The sequence below is a fragment of the Paraburkholderia sp. PAMB 6770 genome (assembly GCF_057748135.1).
This window is the reverse complement of the sequence record NZ_CM173238.1, coordinates 3483819-3500501: the sequence shown is the minus strand read 5'-3', so window position 1 is coordinate 3500501 and position 16683 is coordinate 3483819. Positions and strand designations below refer to the sequence as shown.

Annotated in this window: 20 protein-coding genes; 10 read left to right on the top strand and 10 right to left on the bottom strand. The window is 65.3% G+C overall.

From position 1 onward, the window contains the following. Positions 1–26: 26 nt before the first annotated feature. The 3 genes from AC3AP7_RS15835 (at position 27) to AC3AP7_RS15825 (ending at position 2224) form a co-directional block, all read left to right on the top strand. Entirely contained in the window at positions 27–875 is an 849-nt protein-coding gene (locus tag AC3AP7_RS15835; RefSeq protein WP_475767576.1) for a helix-turn-helix domain-containing protein, read from the top strand. A 101-nt stretch (positions 876–976) separates the two neighbouring features. Beyond that, positions 977–1702 (top strand): alanyl-tRNA editing protein, encoded by a 726-nt coding sequence (locus tag AC3AP7_RS15830; protein ID WP_475767578.1) that lies wholly within the window; start codon positions 977–979, stop codon positions 1700–1702. Positions 1703–1855: 153 nt separating this feature from the next. Then, positions 1856–2224, top strand: coding sequence for a DUF1840 domain-containing protein (locus tag AC3AP7_RS15825; RefSeq protein ID WP_487362704.1), 369 nt, complete (start codon positions 1856–1858; stop codon positions 2222–2224). 32 nt (positions 2225–2256) lie between these two features. On the opposite strand, the gene AC3AP7_RS15820 is transcribed toward AC3AP7_RS15825, so the two are convergent. Next, a complete protein-coding gene (locus AC3AP7_RS15820; RefSeq protein WP_475767580.1) occupies positions 2257–2442 on the bottom strand; it encodes a hypothetical protein in 186 nt (61 codons plus the stop codon). A gap of 213 nt (positions 2443–2655) precedes the next feature. Between AC3AP7_RS15820 and cfa the strand changes: the two genes are divergently transcribed. Then, a complete protein-coding gene (gene cfa, locus AC3AP7_RS15815) occupies positions 2656–3855 on the top strand; it encodes a cyclopropane fatty acyl phospholipid synthase (RefSeq protein WP_475767582.1) in 1200 nt (399 codons plus the stop codon). A gap of 51 nt (positions 3856–3906) precedes the next feature. Here the strand turns inward: cfa and cysM are convergent, their stop codons facing one another. After that, a complete protein-coding gene (cysM, locus tag AC3AP7_RS15810) occupies positions 3907–4809 on the bottom strand; it encodes a cysteine synthase CysM (RefSeq protein ID WP_475767891.1) in 903 nt (300 codons plus the stop codon). Between the two features lie 34 nt (positions 4810–4843). After that, on the bottom strand, positions 4844–5329 hold the full coding sequence (locus AC3AP7_RS15805; protein ID WP_475767584.1) for a universal stress protein: 486 nt from the start codon (positions 5327–5329) through the stop codon (positions 4844–4846). A gap of 193 nt (positions 5330–5522) precedes the next feature. On the opposite strand from AC3AP7_RS15805, the gene AC3AP7_RS15800 reads away from it, so the two are divergent. Both AC3AP7_RS15800 and AC3AP7_RS15795 read left to right on the top strand, forming a co-directional pair. Further along, positions 5523–5939, top strand: a complete 417-nt coding sequence (locus AC3AP7_RS15800; RefSeq protein WP_475767586.1) for a MarR family winged helix-turn-helix transcriptional regulator — start codon at positions 5523–5525, stop codon at positions 5937–5939. A 2-nt stretch (positions 5940–5941) separates the two neighbouring features. Next, complete coding sequence (locus tag AC3AP7_RS15795) at positions 5942–7750, top strand: chloride channel protein (protein WP_475767588.1); 1809 nt, start codon at positions 5942–5944, stop codon at positions 7748–7750. 26 nt (positions 7751–7776) lie between these two features. Here the strand turns inward: AC3AP7_RS15795 and AC3AP7_RS15790 are convergent, their stop codons facing one another. Continuing rightward, a complete protein-coding gene (locus tag AC3AP7_RS15790) occupies positions 7777–8706 on the bottom strand; it encodes a LysR family transcriptional regulator (protein ID WP_475767590.1) in 930 nt (309 codons plus the stop codon). A 193-nt stretch (positions 8707–8899) separates the two neighbouring features. Between AC3AP7_RS15790 and AC3AP7_RS15785 the strand changes: the two genes are divergently transcribed. Both AC3AP7_RS15785 and AC3AP7_RS15780 read left to right on the top strand, forming a co-directional pair. Next, a complete protein-coding gene (locus AC3AP7_RS15785; RefSeq protein ID WP_475767592.1) occupies positions 8900–10711 on the top strand; it encodes a chloride channel protein in 1812 nt (603 codons plus the stop codon). Positions 10712–10737: 26 nt separating this feature from the next. Beyond that, complete coding sequence (locus AC3AP7_RS15780; protein ID WP_475767594.1) at positions 10738–11760, top strand: class I SAM-dependent methyltransferase; 1023 nt, start codon at positions 10738–10740, stop codon at positions 11758–11760. A gap of 70 nt (positions 11761–11830) precedes the next feature. On the opposite strand, the gene AC3AP7_RS15775 is transcribed toward AC3AP7_RS15780, so the two are convergent. The 6 genes from AC3AP7_RS15775 to AC3AP7_RS15750 form a co-directional block, all read right to left on the bottom strand. Next, the gene (locus AC3AP7_RS15775) at positions 11831–13078 is read right to left on the bottom strand and encodes an MFS transporter (protein WP_475767597.1); all 1248 of its coding nucleotides are present in this window, start codon (positions 13076–13078) and stop codon (positions 11831–11833) included. A 17-nt stretch (positions 13079–13095) separates the two neighbouring features. Further along, positions 13096–13845 carry an SDR family NAD(P)-dependent oxidoreductase gene (locus AC3AP7_RS15770; RefSeq protein ID WP_475767599.1) on the bottom strand — a complete coding sequence of 250 codons (750 nt, stop codon included), beginning with the start codon at positions 13843–13845 and terminating at the stop codon, positions 13096–13098. A gap of 64 nt (positions 13846–13909) precedes the next feature. Continuing rightward, entirely contained in the window at positions 13910–14755 is an 846-nt protein-coding gene (locus tag AC3AP7_RS15765; RefSeq protein ID WP_475767893.1) for an alpha/beta fold hydrolase, read from the bottom strand. A gap of 222 nt (positions 14756–14977) precedes the next feature. Beyond that, entirely contained in the window at positions 14978–15379 is a 402-nt protein-coding gene (locus AC3AP7_RS15760; RefSeq protein WP_475767601.1) for a nuclear transport factor 2 family protein, read from the bottom strand. 18 nt (positions 15380–15397) lie between these two features. Continuing rightward, positions 15398–15901 (bottom strand): DUF3237 domain-containing protein, encoded by a 504-nt coding sequence (locus AC3AP7_RS15755; RefSeq protein ID WP_475767603.1) that lies wholly within the window; start codon positions 15899–15901, stop codon positions 15398–15400. Positions 15902–15926: 25 nt separating this feature from the next. Continuing rightward, the gene (locus tag AC3AP7_RS15750; protein ID WP_475767605.1) at positions 15927–16103 is read right to left on the bottom strand and encodes an SDR family oxidoreductase; all 177 of its coding nucleotides are present in this window, start codon (positions 16101–16103) and stop codon (positions 15927–15929) included. A 27-nt stretch (positions 16104–16130) separates the two neighbouring features. On the opposite strand from AC3AP7_RS15750, the gene AC3AP7_RS15745 reads away from it, so the two are divergent. Together AC3AP7_RS15745 and AC3AP7_RS15740 are read left to right on the top strand one after the other, a co-directional pair. Further along, positions 16131–16478, top strand: a complete 348-nt coding sequence (locus AC3AP7_RS15745; RefSeq protein WP_475767607.1) for a hypothetical protein — start codon at positions 16131–16133, stop codon at positions 16476–16478. 32 nt (positions 16479–16510) lie between these two features. Further along, positions 16511–16633: a hypothetical protein gene (locus tag AC3AP7_RS15740; protein ID WP_475767609.1), complete on the top strand. Its 123-nt coding sequence runs from the start codon at positions 16511–16513 to the stop codon at positions 16631–16633. Positions 16634–16683: the final 50 nt, after the last annotated feature.

Sequence of the window (16683 nt, the reverse complement as noted above, 5' to 3'; positions counted from 1 at the left end):
TGGGACCCGCCGGGAGAAATCAGGCGATGTCACGCAGCGATCCGAAAAATCTGGCCCGATACTGGTGGGACCCGCATACGTCCGGGCTCAGTCTCATGTGCGCGGATTTCACCACGCAGTCTTACGCGCCGCATACGCACGACGGGCTGGTGATCGCGGTCACCGAGACCGGCGGTTCCGTGATCAAGAGCCGCGGCGTGGTCGAGGAGGCGCGCGCGTCGACGCTGTACGTCTTCAATCCGGCCGAAGCGCACTCCGGCTGGATGGGCAGCAGCGAACGCTGGCGATACCGCTCGTTCTACCTCGCGCAGCCGGCCATCGACGCGGTGGCGCGCGGCCTCGGCATCGAGCGCGTTCCGTACTTCATGACGAACCGGTTCGACGATGCGAATCTCGTCGAGCGCTTTCTCGCGCTGCATCGCGCAATCGAGGACGGGCGCGATCTGTTCCGGGAGCGCGAACTGCTGTTCTCGACGTTCGGGCAGCTTTATCGGCGTCATGGGGACGGCGGCGCACGCATCGGCGTAGCCCCGCGCGACCGGCAGCGGCTGCGGGTCGTCACGGAGCTGATCGACGAATGTCATGCACAGGATCTGCGCCTCGAAGCATTGAGCGCCGCCGTGGGGCTGACGCCGTTTCAGCTGATCGGTCTGTTCAAGCGCGGCGTTGGCATGACACCGCACGCGTATCTGATCCAGGCGCGCCTGAAACACGCGTGCGCGCTGCTGCACCGCGCGATGCCGATCGCGCGGGTGGCCGCCGCCACAGGGTTCTATGACCAGAGCGCATTGAGCAAATACTTCAAGCGCTGCTACGGCATTACGCCGCTGCAGTACGCGAAGGCGGCGCGCGCGGACGGCGGGAGCGCCGCCTGAGGACACGGCAGCGGTGCGTGCGCGTTCCAGATCGCAATTTTGACCAATACCGGCAGTGGGGGGCGCGCGACACTGCGAGCAACATCACTCTGGAACCGATCATGCCCGCACGCCCTTTCTACCATCTGAACCCTGACGTTCACCGTCTGGAGTCGACCGTTGTCGATGCGCGGCCGGGCCGCGTGCTGCTGGACGTATCGCCGTTTTATCCCGGCGGCGGCGGGCAACTGCCCGATCGCGGCATGCTGCGCTGGAACGGCGGCGAACTGGCCGTGTCCGGCTTCGAAAGCGCAGGCGGCGGCACGTGGATTCTGCTGGCAGACGCGGCAGCGGAAATCAGCGGCCCCGTCGAAGCCGTGGCCGACACCGCATTCCGTCAGATGATGCGCGAGTTGCACACCGGCACGCACGTGCTCAACGCATTCGTGTTTCAGGCGTTCGATGGCGCCCTCGTGACCGGTGTGCAGATGAACGACGACGGCACCGCGCGCATGGATTTCGACGTGCCCGACGCGGACAACGACACGCTGCGCGCGCTGGAAGGACCGATCAACGACGCGATCCGGCAGAACCTGCCGGTACGCGACGTCTATCTCCCGCTCGCGCAGGCAAGCGGCGAACACGGGCTGATCCGCTCGAAATCGGTCGCCCCGCCACCGACGACGGACGGACTGATCCGCATTGTCGACATCGTCGGCCTCGATCGCCAGGCGTGCGGCGGCACGCATCTGGGCGAAACCGGCGCGTCGCGGCCGATCCGGATTCTGAAAATCGACAACAAGGGCCGCCACAACCGGCGGGTGCGTATCGGCCTGGTGAATGCGTGATCGTCGTCAGTTCGACCAGACCCGCGCCTTGCCCAGCCGATTGTTAAAATATCATGAAGTGATATAAAATAGAGGGAGGTCTCCCGGCCGGACGATCGCAGGCCGGCGTCCGCGCGAGCGGGCGTTGCGCAGCGTGCCGCCGGGGCACCTCGCCTGAAAGAGGCGAGAGAAATCCGGAATCAAGATGTTAAGGATTGCGATATATTCATCAAATTTCATTCGGCAGCCGCGCCCGATGTCATGATGCAGCGAAACCTCGCCCAGTTTCTCCTCGGCCTCGTGGGCAAAAATTTCCAGACGGTGGGCGTATTGCGTCAGGAGGACTTGCCCGCGGCAATCGCACGACTCGAAGCCGTCATCCGCGAGGAGAAGGACGATCGGGAACGGCGCCCGCATTCCGCGCGCGCCGCACATGGCTACCTCGAAGAGGCGCAGTGTGGCCTCGCGCAGCGGGCGTGGCCATTTCTCGAGATGATGCGCAGCACCCGGGCGGAGGGCGGTAACATTGTCTGGGGAGTCTGAGCCATTCGCCCGGGTGTCCGGGCGAACCTGTCTCAGATCAGCGCAGGCAGTGCCTCGATCAGCGCAACGCACAGCAGGGTGCCTGCCGCCGCGCCGATAACATTGGGATGCCAGCTGTCCAGGTGGAGTACGCCGAGCAGCGCGCCGATCAGAATGCTTCCGAGCAGAGCGAATACCACAAGCAGGTATCCGATTTCGAAGTCGTTGCTGATAACCATGACATTCCCTCCCCTCCGATCCGGCACGGTGAGGGACTTCAGCGCGATCCGGAATCGGAAACTCCGGCGATTCAATTATACATCACAACATGATATTGTTTGGCCTATCTTGCGAGCCCGTCGTCACACCAGAATCCGGCCGGCCACGGGCAAGCGCAGCGAAGTCTTTTCCGGCGACGGGCCATACCCGCAGTTCGACGATGAGGGAATGCCATGCTGACCGACGTGAACGGACACACGAAAACCAGCGGCGGTTCGCGCGCGAGGCCGTCGAGAGCCTATCGTCAGGCGGAGGCGTTGCTGCGGGAAGCCGACATTCGCATCGGCGGCGACCGGCCGTGGGACATCCGCTTTCTGCGGCCGGGTGTGCCGGAGCGCGCGCTGGCGCATGGCAGCCTCGGACTCGGCGAGGCCTATCTGGACGGTCACTGGGAATGTGAGCGGCTGGACGAGTTCTTCGCGAAGGCGCTCGCCGCGCACCTCGACGAGCGGGTCAAGCCGTTCGGTCTCATGTGGTCCGCGCTGCGCTATCGCTACTTCAACCGGCAAAGCGCGACGCGTGCCTGGCAGGTGGGCCGTGTGCACTACGACATCGGCAATGACTTCTATGAGGCGATGCTCGATGCGCGGATGACCTATTCCTGTGGATACTGGTCGGAAGGCGCGACGACGCTTGCCGATGCGCAGGAGGCGAAACTCGACCTCATCTGCCGCAAACTCCGGTTGCAGCCGGGCATGCGCGTGCTGGACATCGGATGCGGCTGGGGAAGCCTGATGGGGTATGCCGCGCAACATTACGGGGTGCAATGCGTCGGCGTGACGGTTTCCCGCGAGCAGGCCGCCTGGGGTGAACGCCGCTACGCGGGCCTGCCTGTCGAATTCCGGCTCCAGGATTACCGCACGCTGAACGAGCGCTTCGACCGGATTGCGAGCGTCGGCATGTTCGAGCACGTCGGCCACCATAACTATCGTCAGTTCATGGAGGTTGCAAGACGTTGCCTCGACGACGACGGCCTGTTCCTGCTGCATACGATCGGAAAGAATCGCCGCGACTCGCGTCCGGACCCGTGGATCGACCGCTATATTTTTCCAAACGGCGAAATACCCTCGATCGGCGCGATCGCCGATGCAACGGACGGACTGTTCGTCGTCGAAGACCTGCACAACTTCGGTGCCGGCTACGATCGCACGCTGATGGCGTGGCACGAGAATTTCGCGCAGAACTGGTCTCGCTTTGCGCCGGCAATGGGCGAGCGGTTCTGCCGGATGTGGCGGTACTACCTGCTGTCCTGCGCCGGATCGTTTCGCGCCCGCGAAAATCAGCTCTGGCAGTGGGTGTTGTCGAAGCGCGGCGTGCCGGGTGGGTATTGCCGGCCCGACGCGTTGCGTTCGTCGTCCGTCGCGCTCGGGTAAGCGCTGTTTGCCCGCGACATGGGGCGCAGCGGCGCGCGGCGCCTCACCGCATCACGTTGGAAACGCGCCCGTCGACAGATACCGGTCGCCCCGGTCGCAGACGATGAACACGATCGTTGCATCCTCAACCTCGCGGGCAAGCGCGAGCGCGGCCGCGCAAGCGCCCCCGGACGACATGCCGCAAAAAATCCCCTCGATCGATGCGAGGCGGCGCGCGGTGACTTCGGCCGCGCTCTGGCTGACCGATTCGATCCGGTCCACGCGCGCCGGTTCGTAGAACGCGGGAAGATACCCTTCCGACCATGCGCGAATGCCGGGGATTCGCGCATGCTCTTCGGGCTGGACGCCGACGATCGCGACGCGGGGATTCTTCTCGACCAGAAACCGGCCCGTACCCATGATCGTGCCCGTCGTGCCCATTGCGGAAACAAAGTGGGTGATGCGCCCATTCGTCTGCCGCCATATTTCGGGTCCTGTGCCGACGTAATGCGCGAGCGGGTTGTCCGGATTCGAAAACTGATTGAGTATTTTGCCCGTGCCTTTCGCCGCCAGTTCCGCGGCGACATCGCGCGCGTGCTCCATGCCGCCCTTGCTGGACGTCAGCACCAGTTCCGCGCCGTAGGCCGACATGCTGCAGCGGCGCTCGACGGACACGTCCTCCGGCATCACGAGGATCATCCGGTATCCGCGCAGCGCGGCGACCATTGCGAGGGCGATGCCGGTATTTCCGCTCGTTGCTTCGATCAGCACGTCGCCGGGGTGAATCTCACCGCGCATTTCCGCGCCGGCGATCATCGAATGCGCCGCCCGATCCTTGACCGAGCCGGCCGGGTTGTTGCCCTCCAGTTTCGCAAGGATGACGTTGCGTCGCATCCGGACGGATTCGTCCGGAAGGCGAACCAGTTGAACGAGGGGTGTGTTGCCGATAACGGAATCGATCGTTGCGTAGGGCATGTCGTCGGAATGGAAAGAGGACCGAGCCCGCCGGTCAGGTGGGTTCGGGTGGGGCGGGGCGACTGCCGGTGTCGTCGCTTTCGTCTTGTGAGCCGGTTGCGACAAGCACGCTGCAAGCAACCCGGTCGAGCAGCAGCCGGTCTGTCGCACCCGACCACCAGCGCGCAATTCGCGAGCTGCGGCGATGGCCAACGACGATCAGGTCGATGTCGAACTCGGTTGCGAAGCGGGGAATCTGCACCAGAGGATCCCCCGTGGTGAAGTGTCCGACCGCACGGATGCCGCTTTCGGTCAGGCGGCGAACGCCTTCTGCCAGCAACGCGCGTGCGGCGTCGTTGACTGCCTCGAACGGGACCTCGGACATGATGTCGGCTCCCTGCGTCCATTGCTGCATGTTCAGGATGGAGAGCACATGCACCTGCGCGCCCATTCGCTGCGCGAGTACGCCGGCTTCCCTGAGCGCGCATTGACCCTCGTGGGTGGCGTCATAGCACAACAGCATTCGTCTGAAGGTCGACATGTCGCTTCTTTCCTCCTGCCTTTCCGCCGGTACGCAGCGGGATTGCGCAGGTGTGGCACGTTGTCCGCAGATGTCTCCGATACTTCAGTATATATCATGTTGTGATGTAAGAAGGGGCCTGATGCGATCGTGCCGATATGCCGGATATATCGCGCTATGATATATTCCACCTCCGACAGCATCGACGAACGCCATGAACGAATCCGCCCGTACGCTGACCCGCGCCGACTTCGAGCAGCTTTCCGGGTTTCGCTATCAGATGCGGCGCTTCGAGCGATTTTCGGAGCAGGCCGCCCACGACGAAGGAATCACCCCGCTGCAGTACCTGCTGCTGCTGCATGTGAAGGGCTATCCGGAACGCGACTGGGCGAGCATCGGCGAACTGGCGGAGCGGCTGCAGGCGCATCATCACGGCGTCGTCGCGCTCGTGACCCGCTGCGAGGCGCTCGGCCTCGTGCGCCGTCAGGTGAGCGACGCGGATCACAGGCGGGTCGAAGTTCATCTCGAACGCGCGGGTGAGAAGGTGCTGGCGCGGCTCGCGCAATTGCACCGGGCCGAGTTGAAATCGCTTCAGGGTGCTTTCCGGATTCCACACGTCGACCTCGAATAGTCATGAGCAGTCATTCGCACAAGCGCGATTTTTCTCTCAACGCCCGTTTGCCCTGGATGCTGGGCATGGCGACCGGCATTGGCCTTCTCAGCACCCTCGCGGCGTTCGTGCTGCTGAACCTGATCTACCTGTTCACGAACCTGTTTTTCTACGGGTCGTTTTCGTTCGCGAACCGCTCGCCGGCGAACAACACGCTAGGGGCGTGGGTCATCGTGATTCCCGTGATCGGCGGGTTGATCGTCGGCCTGATGGCCCGCTACGGGTCGGAGAAGATCCGCGGCCACGGCATTCCTGAAGCGATCGAGGCGATCCTGTTCGGCAAGAGCAAGATGTCGCCGAAAGTCGCGATTCTCAAGCCGCTGTCGTCCGGCATCGTGATCGGCAGCGGCGGCCCATTTGGCGCGGAAGGCCCGATCATCATGACGGGCGGCGCGCTGGGTTCCCTGATCGCGCAATGCGTGAAGGTGACCGCCGCCGAACGCAAGACGTTGCTCGTGGCGGGCGCCGCCGCAGGGATGACCGCCGTTTTCGGCACACCTGTCGCGGCGGTTCTGCTGGCGGTGGAGCTTCTGCTGTTCGAGTGGCGCCCGCGTAGCCTGCTCCCGGTCGCGGTGGCCTGTGCGGTCGCCGGCTTTGCGCGGGCTGCTTTTTTCGGCATGGGGCCGCTATTTCCGCTCCAGACGCCCGCGGCGGACTTTCAGTCGTTCGCGTCCTGCATCGTGGCAGGCGCGCTTTCAGGCGCGCTGGCTTCGGTGCTGTCGGCCGGCCTCTACAAGATCGAGGATCTGTTCGGCAAGCTGCCCTTGCACTGGATGTGGTGGCCCGCGATCGGCGGGCTCGTCGTCGGTTTCGGCGGGTGGCTCCAGCCGCGCGCGCTCGGGGTCGGGTACGACGTGATCGGCGATCTGCTGCATCAGCACATTGCGTTGCAGATCGCGCTCGCGCTGCTGACGGTCAAGGCCATCATGTGGGTGTTCGCGCTGGGTTCCGGCACGTCCGGCGGTGTGCTCGCGCCGCTGTTGATGCTCGGTGCGGGGCTCGGCACCGTGCTGTCGCATTACCTGCCCGGCAACGAGCCGGCGCTCTGGCCGCTCGTCTGCATGGCAGCGACGCTCGGTGCAACGCTGGGCGCACCGTTGACGGCCATCGTGTTCGCGTTCGGACTGACGCACGACAGCAACGCGCTTTTGCCGCTTCTCACCGCGACGCTGGTGGCACACGGACTGGCCATTCTCCTGATGAAGCGCTCGATCATGACCGAGAAGATTGCGCGCCGCGGGTATCACATCTACCGCGAGTACGGCGTGGATCCGCTCGAACGGCATGACGTGGACGAAGTGATGACGCGCTCGGTGGAGTCGGTCGAAGCGAGCGAAACGGTGGGTGAAACGCTCGCGCGCTTCTTCGACTCGTCGCAGCGGCGTCGTGCGTATCCGGTTGTCGATCACGGCGCGCTGGTGGGCGTGGTCGATCGCGCGGTGCTCGACGCGGCCAGTCGCGACGCGCCCGCCGGCGGACCCGATACGACACTCGCCGCGATGTTCCGCCATCACCCACCCCTCTATGCGCTGCCGGACGAAACATGCCGGCTGGTTGCCACGCGAATGGCCGTGCACGGCGTCGAACGCTTGCCGGTGGTGGCGGATCACCGTTCGCTTGCGCTGGTCGGACTCGTGTCGCGAAGCGATCTGATCAAGCCGTCGCTTGCGCACTTCGAGGAAGAGCACAAGCGCGAGCGGTTCCGGCGGCTCATCCCGGTTTCGCCGCGCAAGCGCCGCTTCCTGCCGACCCGCAAGTCCGGCCAGGCATAGCGGTGCACCCGCGCCGCGCCGGGCGCTCAGCGCGCTTTAGGCGCGGACGACAGCGCGGCGCGCCGCGACTGCGAGCGGCGCGGACGCGCGCCGATGGGTTGGGTCGGTCCGATGCTCGCCTGGTTCGCGACGATCCGCAACCCGGCGCGTGCGCGCGACAGCACGTCGCCGTCGTATTGCGCTGCGTACACCGCGTACGCGGAGTGGGAAAAAGCGGGCGCGCCTCGCACCAGAAAGAGCTCGCCTTTCTGGAGGAACGGCGCCACCGTGCCTGCCCGAAAATAGCCCGTTCCACCCACCGACAAAAGATAGATCAGCGCGAGCGGTCCAAACGAAATGGTGACCGGCGGATTGGGGTGATCCGGAAACGCCGCGCGATGATTCGAGGCGAAATCGGGCCCCCAGTCAACGTAGACATAGTGCTTCGGGTTGAACCGGCGGTGTGCGGCATTCGTGACCATCACGAGCTTTTCTTCCAGCAGCAGTTCGCAGACGAGCCCCGACTGCCGGGGCGGGTTGTAGACCAGCGCAAGGTCGAGTGAGCCGTCCTCGACCCGTTCGAGCAGGCGGTTCGGGGCGTCGACGTCGGCGCGCAACGCCACATCGGGGCACGCGTCGTGCATCCATACCAGCCAGTCGGCGAGCAGCGGATGCCAGATGCTGGGCTCGCCGCCGACGCTGATCCCCGCTTTTCTTCCCGGCGGCAGCGCGACGTGCTGCCGTGCGCGTTCCCAGCCCTGGACCAGGCTGGTCGCGTAGCGGACGAACCGCTCTCCCGCCGGCGTGAGCCGCGCCCCCGCCTTGTTGCGAATGAAGAGTGCTCGCCCGAGTTGCTCTTCGAGCGACCGGATGCGCGCGCCGACCGCCGTTTGCGTCAGATGCAGGCGCTCGGCCGCCGCGACGAAGCTGCCGCTGTCTGCAATTTCGAGGAAGGTTCGTGCAAGGTCGATATCCATCGGATCAGTGCATTTTTTTTGCAGTTATCAGAAATAATAATTCATTTGCCAATTTTCAAACCGGTATTCAGCATAGAGCGTGTTGCTGCGCCGCCATTGCCAATGCGTCGCGGCGGCGTGCGAATCCGCAGCGTGAAAGCGATCCGGCGTCGACGGAGAGCAGAACGAACGATCTTCAGCGACCGGACACACCATGACGAACGAAGACAGAGGCGACTTCGCGGCGGACATTCGACTTCTGCGCATCAGCGCCATCGCGGCGGTCGGCGGCCTGTTGAGTACGGTGGCGGCTGATTTCCTGCTGCATCTGATCCGCTTCTTCACCAACCTGTTTTTCTTCCAGACGATCTCCACCGCCAACCACTCGCCTTCGCAGAACACGCTGGGGCTGTTCGTGGTGGTGGCACCGGTGGTCGGCGGTCTGCTGGTGGGCCTCATTGCACGCTATGGCTCGGAGCAGGTGCGCGGTCACGGGATCCCTGAAGCGATCGAAGCGATCCTGTTCGGAAAGAGCAGGATGTCGTCGAAACTGGCCGTTCTGAAGCCGCTGGCGTCGGCGATCGCGATCGGCAGCGGCGGTCCATTCGGCGCCGAAGGCCCGATCATCATGACAGGCGGCGCGATCGGCTCGCTGATCGCGCAGCACTTCCATCTGACGAGTGCCGAGCGCAAGGCGCTGCTCGTGGCGGGCGCGGTGGCGGGGATGACCGCGGTGTTCGGCACGCCGATCGCGGCGGTCCTGCTCGCGATCGAATTGCTGTTGTTCGAGCTGCGGCCCCGCAGCCTGTTGCCGGTGGCGATCGCGTGTGCGGTGGCCGGCTTCGCGCGCCCGCTGCTGCTCGGCAGCGGGCCGATGTTTCCGTTGCACACGTTGCCCCTCGGCCCGATCGGCTTCGTGTCGTCGAGCATTGCCGGGGTGATCGCAGGCACTTTGTCGTGGGGCCTCTCGACGACGCTCTACAAGGTCGAGGACCTCTTCGGCAAGCTGCCGATCCACTGGATGTGGTGGCCGGCGCTCGGCGCGATCGCAGTGGGGATCGGCGGGTATTGCCAGCCGCGCACGCTGGGCGTCGGCTATGACGTGATCGGCGATCTGCTGCTGAATCATCTGGCGATCGGCGTGGTGATCTCGATCGTGCTGGTCAAGGCGGTGATCTGGGTCATCGCGCTCGCCTCCGGCACGTCGGGCGGCGTGCTGGCTCCATTGCTGATGATGGGCGCGGGTGTAGGCGCAGTCGTCGCGCCGTACATGCCCGGAGGGCAACCCGCGATCTGGCCGCTCGTCTTCATGGCCGCCGCGCTCGGCGGCATGATGCGTTCGCCCGTCATGGCAGCAGTCTTCGCATTCGAACTGACCGGCGACGCCAACGCGCTGCTTCCGCTGCTGACTGCCGCTGCGGTCGCGTATGGGCTGACTGTGCTGATCATGCGCCGCTCGATTCTGACCGAGAAGATTGCGCGGCGCGGCTACCACATTTACCGCGAATACAGCGTCGATCCGCTCGAACGGCATTACGTCGACGAAGTGATGACGCGGACCGTGGAGACAATCGACACGGCAACGACCGTTGCCGATGTGCTGCGCGACCATTTCGGCCCGCACCAGAAATTCCGCGCGTATCCGGTCGTTGCCGACGGCGTCCTCGTCGGCATGATCGATCGCGCGCTGCTTGACCCGGTGCCCTCGGGCGAGCGGGACGCACCGGTCGGCTCGCTCTTCGCGCATACGCTGCCCGAGGTCGCGCTGCCCGGCGAAACGTGCAGAAACGTTGCGGGGCGTCTGGCGGCCAACGGGCTCGATCGCGTTCCCGTGGTTGAAGACACGAAGACGAATCGTCTGCTCGGCCTCGTATCGCGGCATGACCTCGTCAAGCCGCTGCTGTCGGTGTTCGCGGAAGAGCGCGAGCGGGAGCAATTTCGCCGCGTGTGGATTCCGGGGAGCGCGCGCCTCTCGCCGGCCGCCAGGCAGGATGCGCCCGGCAAGCGCGTCGACGAAGGGCGCTGAACAGACGACGAGAACGGAGAGGCACGATGCCCTGGCACGAGAAAATGACGCAACGGTTCGGCGAAATGCGCGTCCAGCTCAGACGATCCGCGCGCATGATGTCACGGGAGCGGCAACCGGACAGTGCGGGACCCTTCGGGATACGGGAGATGGGGGGCTTTCTGAAGTCGACCCTGTCGCACGCATTTTCGCGTGCCGACCCGTACGCACGCGGTGTCCCCAACGATTACGACGCAATGTGGGTCGATCCGCTGATGTTTCATTCGTGTGGATGGTTCGAGCAGGGCGATGAGGATCTCGTGACCGCGCAACGGTGCCAGATCGACCGCGTTCTGGCGCAGATCGATATCAAGCCGGGCCAGCAGATGCTCGATGTCGACTGCGGATGGGGTGCACTGGTCATTCGGGCTGCTCAGCAATTCGGCGTGCGATGCGTGGGCGTCACGCATTCGAAGCCCCAGTTCGACTGGGCCGTCGCTGGCGTCAAGGCGGCCGGGCTGGCCGATCGCGTCGAGATCCGGTTGCGGGCGTACCCGGACGCCGGGCGCCGGTTTGATCGGATCGCGAGCCTCGGCATGCTCGAATATGACGATCGCAGCGATCTTCCCGGTTATGTCGACGCGCTGCGCGCGTACCTGTCACCCGATGGCGTGCTGGTCTGCCACTGCGTGATGGCGACCCGCCCGGGCGGAGGATTGTCCCGGTTCGACAACAGCGCATTTTCGCGCCGATATCTGCTGACGGGCGACGAGCCGCACGATCTCGGTGATGCGTTGACGGCGATACGGGAGGGCGGACTCGAGGTGTCGTGCGTGCACAATCTGCGCACGCATGGCGTGCGGACGCTGCGTCTGTGGGAGGCGAATTTCAAGGCGAAGGAAGCGGCGCTGCAGCACCTTGTCGACGAGCGGCGTTTCCGGGCCTGGTGCAACTATCTGGGTGATTGGGCAAGGGCATTCGAACTGGACGATCTGTCGATCTACGAGATTATCGGGCGCAATGTACCGATGCGCGACGAGTTGTATTTCTCGCCGCGTCACGCGGGTTGATCGGAGCGCGGTGCGATGACGAACGCGGCTTAGCAGCGGGAAAGGCGGCGCAGCGCAACCGGATCGCCGGTCAATCGTCCGCGATGCGACGCAGGCCGAGCGCGAGTCCGAGCGTGGCGGCACTGAGGGCAGCGATGAGGCCAGCGCCCAGATAGACGGCGAAGCCCAGCCCCTGAACCGTCGCGATGCGCCCCAGAATCGGCGCAAGTACGCCGACGGCCAGATAGCCCAGCAGATAGAGCGCCGACAGCGCGCTGCCGCGCCGTTCGACGGGGGTTGCGCGGTTGACGACTTCGAGCGCGCCCAGAAACAGCAGGCTGTAGCCGGCGCCGGTCATCGCGGTCGCGGACAGGAAAAGCGTGATGCCGTGAAGGGCGGTTGCGGCCGCAAGCAATCCCATGCCCGCGCCGGACGCCGCGGCACCGGCAATCATTGCGGACCGCGTCGACAGCGATTTGCCCAGCAAACTCACGACACCGGACGTGATGGCGAAGACCGCGAGGATCGCGCCGTTGACGAGCGTGTTCGGGGAACGGACCAGGTCATGCGCGATCTGTCCGCCGAGCGACAGGATCATGACGCCGTGGGTGTAGGCGGTGATCATCGCGAACGCAGCGACCGCGAAGGCCCTGCGCGCGCGCCGCGGCACGGACGGCAGGCTGGGCGTCCAGCCGCTGGCGGCGCCGCGCTCCGCCGGGCGGGGCAGGCACCATGTGACGGCGAACAGCGCCGCGATCAGCAGTGCCAGCAGCCAGAACACCAGATGCAGGGGCCAGGGCGCGTATTGCGTCAGCGCGCCCCCGACGATGAGCGCCGCCGCGAAGCCCGCGGCCTGGGCGGCCGTGGCAACCACGGAGGCACGGCGTGGCGCTCCGCCCTTGTTGAATTCGACCATTGCCGCCGTCGACGGTCCGGCGGTCAGGCCGACACCGACCCCCATGAATGCCCGGGCCGCGAAGAGCCATGAGACATCGTGCGCGAGCGCAAGCGTCAGCGCGCCGAGGAACGACGCGCCCAGGCCGAGCAGCATCGTCGCCCGCCGGCCGATCTGGTCGGACAGGCCGCCGAACAGCAGCAGCACGCTGACGACCACGATCGGGTAGATCGCGAAGATGGCGGCCGTGGTTGTCTGCGTGAGGTGCCATTCGCTCGCGTAGAGCCGGTACGTCATGGCGGGCGCGGCGCTGGTCCAGAGGGTATGCGCGACCACGCCGGCCGAGACCCAGAAGCTGGCGCGCGCGCCGAGTGCGACATGCGTATGCCGGCGGGTGCTCCCGCGGCGATTCGCGGCAACGGTCGGGCAGGCTGCGTGGGTCATGGCCGTCTCCGTCGGGGTTAGAGCTTCGAGCCGCCATCGACGCGCAGCGTGTCGCCCGTCACCCAGCGCGCCGCGTCGGATGCGAGGAACAGGGCGGCGCCCGCGATGTCGTCGGGCTGCGCGACGCGCTTGAGGGCCTGCATGCCGAGCGTGAAGTCGCGGCCGGCATCGGTTTTGGCGAAGTTCGACATGTCGGTCTCGACGACGCCCGGCGCGACGGCATTCACGCGGATGCCGCGCTCGCCGAGCGCCGCGGCGAAGTGCTTGACCAGCGTGTCGATCGCGCCCTTGGTCGCGGCGTAGGCCGACAGGTTGCCGACCGCGTTGCGCGCGGCAAGGGAGGACAGCAGGACCACGCTGCTGCCTTCGCCCAGCACGGGCAGCAACTGCTGGACGAGGAAGTACGGCGCGCGGACGTTGACGGCAAACAGGCGGTCGAAGTCGTCGATCGTCGTCTCCGCAATGGGCGAGGCCTTCGAGATGCCGGCATTCGCCACGAGGATGTCGAGGCGCTCGCCCACCCGCGCACGGACCTGACGGGCCAGTTCGTGCGGGCCATTCGCCGTGCTCAGGTCCGCTGCGACCGCTTCGGCCGAACCGCCCGATGCACGGATCGTCTCGACCACGGAATGTGCAGCCTGTTCGTCGCTGCCGAAATGCACGAGCACGCGTGCGCCTGCGGCAGCGAGCGCGAGGGCGGTGGCGCGGCCGATGCCGCGCGAAGCGCCCGTGACGAGAGCAGTCTTGCCATCAAGATTAGGACTCACGATTAATTCTCCTTGGGTTATGCATCGAAAAGGCGGATATAGCGACTAAGGAATCACGAAGGAATCACGCAAGAAACCGGGAAACGTCTTCCACGAAACGCTCGGGGTATTGATAGAGCGAACCGTGATTGGCGTCGGGATAGATGATCAGCTGGGCATCCGGAATGTGCTGGCGCAGGATCAGCGAATTGACCGTGTAAATGATCACGTCGTTGTCGCCGTTGACGACCAGCGTCGGCTGGCGGAGTGCCGACAGGTAAGCGTACGGGTTGTCTTGCGGTTTGCCCCATTTCGCGAGCGCCGCGAGCTGGGCCGGCGCCACGGCTTCGCTGGCGGCCGGATCGCGGTTCTCGGTGCGGCGACGCAGGCGTTCGAGAAACGCCCGCCCGGCGGCCTGGCTGGTTTCGGTCGGCGAGAAATGCACGCGCAGCCAGAGGTGGTCCGGCTCGGCATAGGCCGCGCCGAAGATGTCCCGGGCTTCCGGCGTCAGCGAGGCCATGCCTTCTCCGCTGCGCGGGCCGGTGCCGACGAGGATCAGGCGGCGCACCAGGGCGGGCTCGGCAATGGCGAGCGTCTGGGCAATCAGGCCGCCCATCGAGAAGCCCAGTACATCGACCTGTTCGAGGCCGAGCGCACGGATGAACGCGGCGGCGTGGGCCGCCATCTCCTCGATCGATTCGGGGACGCTGCCCGAGCTGCCCGCAATGCCCGCGTTGTTGAACAGGATGACCTCGCGTCCCGCGGCGAGGCCGTCGGTCACGGCAGGGTCCCAGTGATCCATGGTGCCGGTGAAGTGCATGTTCATGACGAGCGGAACACCCTGCGGATTGCCGAAGCGGCGATACGCGAAGCGGATGCCGTTTGCCTCGACGTATTGCGTCGGCGCGGTGTGGTGAGTCGGGTGGGCCATGATCGCGGTCCTTTCAGAGGCGGGTTGAGCGGTTGACTGTCTGGTATGTCTGGAATGCATGGGGTGCTGCTTTCTCAGTCCGCTCACGTGCCTGCAAGTCTTGTGTGGCGGTGCCTGTTGATGGGTAATGTACGCGCTGTCCGGCAACAGGAAAAAGACTTTGCAGGCAAGTGGCCATGCTTTTCAGGTATGGGGCATGCATGGCCGCCGGCGCCCCGCGAATCAGGACGGAAAGCGTTGGCCGAACATTGGCAGGCCGCTGACGGACTGGGCCGCGCTGGCCTCGTCCTGGAGCACGTCCCAGTGCTCGGCCAGCTTGCCGTTCTCGAAACGCACGATGTCGGCGGCAATCCAGGCGGCGGGCCTGCCGTTGCCGGAAAACCGGCCATGCGCAATCACGTAATCGCCTTCCGCCACCACGAGCTGATTCTCGTAACGCAACGTGTCGGGCAAGGTGCGGATCAGGTCGAACAGGCCTTCACGTCCGGGCGCGATGTGCGCGCTGTGCTGGATATAGGCCTCCGACCAGAAGCGCTCGGCGGCGGCGTAGTCGCGCTGGTTGAAGAGCGTATCGAACGCTTCAAGGAGCAGCGCCTTGTTCTGTGCGGGGGTAGTCGTGGTCATGGTGTTCTCCGGTGAGGATCAGAGCACTTCGAATACGCTGTACACGGGGCCGTACGCGAAGCGGTGGCCGAGGCCGACGGCCGGGATGCCGTTCAGCCATCCGTAACGTCCGGCCGGCGCTTCGAACACGGGGTTGATGCGGAAGGCGTAGCTTGCGGGGTCGACAACTTCGCCCCGTTCCAGGCGCTCGATCACGTCGGTCGGACCATGCCGGACGCCGTGGTAGGACATCAGGAGGTGGACGCCGTCGTCGGTGCGCAGCGTGAGGCGCACATCGTGCGACGTGCCGGTAGCGCCGCGCACGGTCTGCCAGTCGTTGCTGCCGTCGAGCACGGTACCGGTGAGCCGGTCGCCCTGGAACGTGCCGGACTCGACGATCCCGACGCGACGCAACGCGCCTGGCGTCTGACCGACCGTCACGATCGGCTTGACGCCCAGGCGGACCACGAACAGCGGCCGCGTCCGGACTTCCTTCATGACCGGGGGGAGATCGTCAAATTGGGGCGTATGGCTTGCGGACATGGTGTTTTCCTCTCATCCGACGGGTTCAGGCAGTCCTGCCGCCGTTGACGCGCAGCACTTCGCCGGTCATGTAGCGGGCCTTGTCCGAACCGACGAAGACGATGGCCTCGGCAATTTCCTCGGGCGTTCCCGCGCGCTTGAGCGGGACGCTCGACAGCATGGCGGCCTTGCGTTCGCTGGAGCCGGTCAGCCGGGTGAGCACCTCGCGGCGCTCGCGCGTACCGTCTACATGTCCCGCCTGATGCTTTGCGCGGAGAACCCGGGCGCAACCGATGCGGGGCCGTTTTGCGCCGCCGAGGATGCCCTCCACCAATGCCTGACGCGCGCGGAGGCTGGCGCGGGCTGGCAACTCGACGTGGACGAAGTGGCGCAGATCGCGCCGCTACTCGTCCGGCACGACGCGCAGCTCAAAACCTACCGGGCGGAGCGCTATCACTACGCGTGGTACCAGCTGGCGGCGACAGCGGAGGCGAGCATATCGCCGCTCGCCGGCAGCAATGCGCCGCCAGCAGATTTCGCGTTCTTCGCGCGACTGGTTTCGCGCCTGACCGAGGACGCGGGACTACGTCTCGCGTGAAAGTGGGCGACGGTTCGACAGGAGGTAGCGGCATGGACGACATTACGGCGATTTTCGTCGTCGCTTCGATAGTCGTAGCCTTGTTGCTGGTGATATGCGTTTTGAGTATTTATGGGTGCCGTAACCATGCGCCGACCGATCCTGATTTACATTGAATACTGAGGATTCTTTGCGAAAGGGAAGTCGATAAATAACAGATAAATCA

Excerpts from the sequence above, each read along its gene's own strand:
- AC3AP7_RS15835 (WP_475767576.1), top strand. The coding sequence starts at position 27 with ATGTCACGCAGCGATCCGAAAAATCTGGCCCGATACTGGTGGGACCCG.
- AC3AP7_RS15830 (WP_475767578.1), top strand. The coding sequence starts at position 977 with ATGCCCGCACGCCCTTTCTACCATCTGAACCCTGACGTTCACCGTCTG.
- AC3AP7_RS15820 (WP_475767580.1), bottom strand. The coding sequence starts at position 2,442 with ATGGTTATCAGCAACGACTTCGAAATCGGATACCTGCTTGTGGTATTC.
- cfa (WP_475767582.1), top strand. The coding sequence starts at position 2,656 with ATGCTGACCGACGTGAACGGACACACGAAAACCAGCGGCGGTTCGCGC.
- cysM (WP_475767891.1), bottom strand. The coding sequence starts at position 4,809 with ATGCCCTACGCAACGATCGATTCCGTTATCGGCAACACACCCCTCGTT.
- AC3AP7_RS15805 (WP_475767584.1), bottom strand. The coding sequence starts at position 5,329 with ATGTCGACCTTCAGACGAATGCTGTTGTGCTATGACGCCACCCACGAG.
- AC3AP7_RS15800 (WP_475767586.1), top strand. The coding sequence starts at position 5,523 with ATGAACGAATCCGCCCGTACGCTGACCCGCGCCGACTTCGAGCAGCTT.
- AC3AP7_RS15795 (WP_475767588.1), top strand. The coding sequence starts at position 5,942 with ATGAGCAGTCATTCGCACAAGCGCGATTTTTCTCTCAACGCCCGTTTG.
- AC3AP7_RS15790 (WP_475767590.1), bottom strand. The coding sequence starts at position 8,706 with ATGGATATCGACCTTGCACGAACCTTCCTCGAAATTGCAGACAGCGGC.
- AC3AP7_RS15785 (WP_475767592.1), top strand. The coding sequence starts at position 8,900 with ATGACGAACGAAGACAGAGGCGACTTCGCGGCGGACATTCGACTTCTG.
- AC3AP7_RS15780 (WP_475767594.1), top strand. The coding sequence starts at position 10,738 with ATGCCCTGGCACGAGAAAATGACGCAACGGTTCGGCGAAATGCGCGTC.
- AC3AP7_RS15775 (WP_475767597.1), bottom strand. The coding sequence starts at position 13,078 with ATGACCCACGCAGCCTGCCCGACCGTTGCCGCGAATCGCCGCGGGAGC.
- AC3AP7_RS15765 (WP_475767893.1), bottom strand. The coding sequence starts at position 14,755 with ATGGCCCACCCGACTCACCACACCGCGCCGACGCAATACGTCGAGGCA.
- AC3AP7_RS15760 (WP_475767601.1), bottom strand. The coding sequence starts at position 15,379 with ATGACCACGACTACCCCCGCACAGAACAAGGCGCTGCTCCTTGAAGCG.
- AC3AP7_RS15755 (WP_475767603.1), bottom strand. The coding sequence starts at position 15,901 with ATGTCCGCAAGCCATACGCCCCAATTTGACGATCTCCCCCCGGTCATG.
- AC3AP7_RS15745 (WP_475767607.1), top strand. The coding sequence starts at position 16,131 with ATGTCCCGCCTGATGCTTTGCGCGGAGAACCCGGGCGCAACCGATGCG.
- AC3AP7_RS15740 (WP_475767609.1), top strand. The coding sequence starts at position 16,511 with ATGGACGACATTACGGCGATTTTCGTCGTCGCTTCGATAGTCGTAGCC.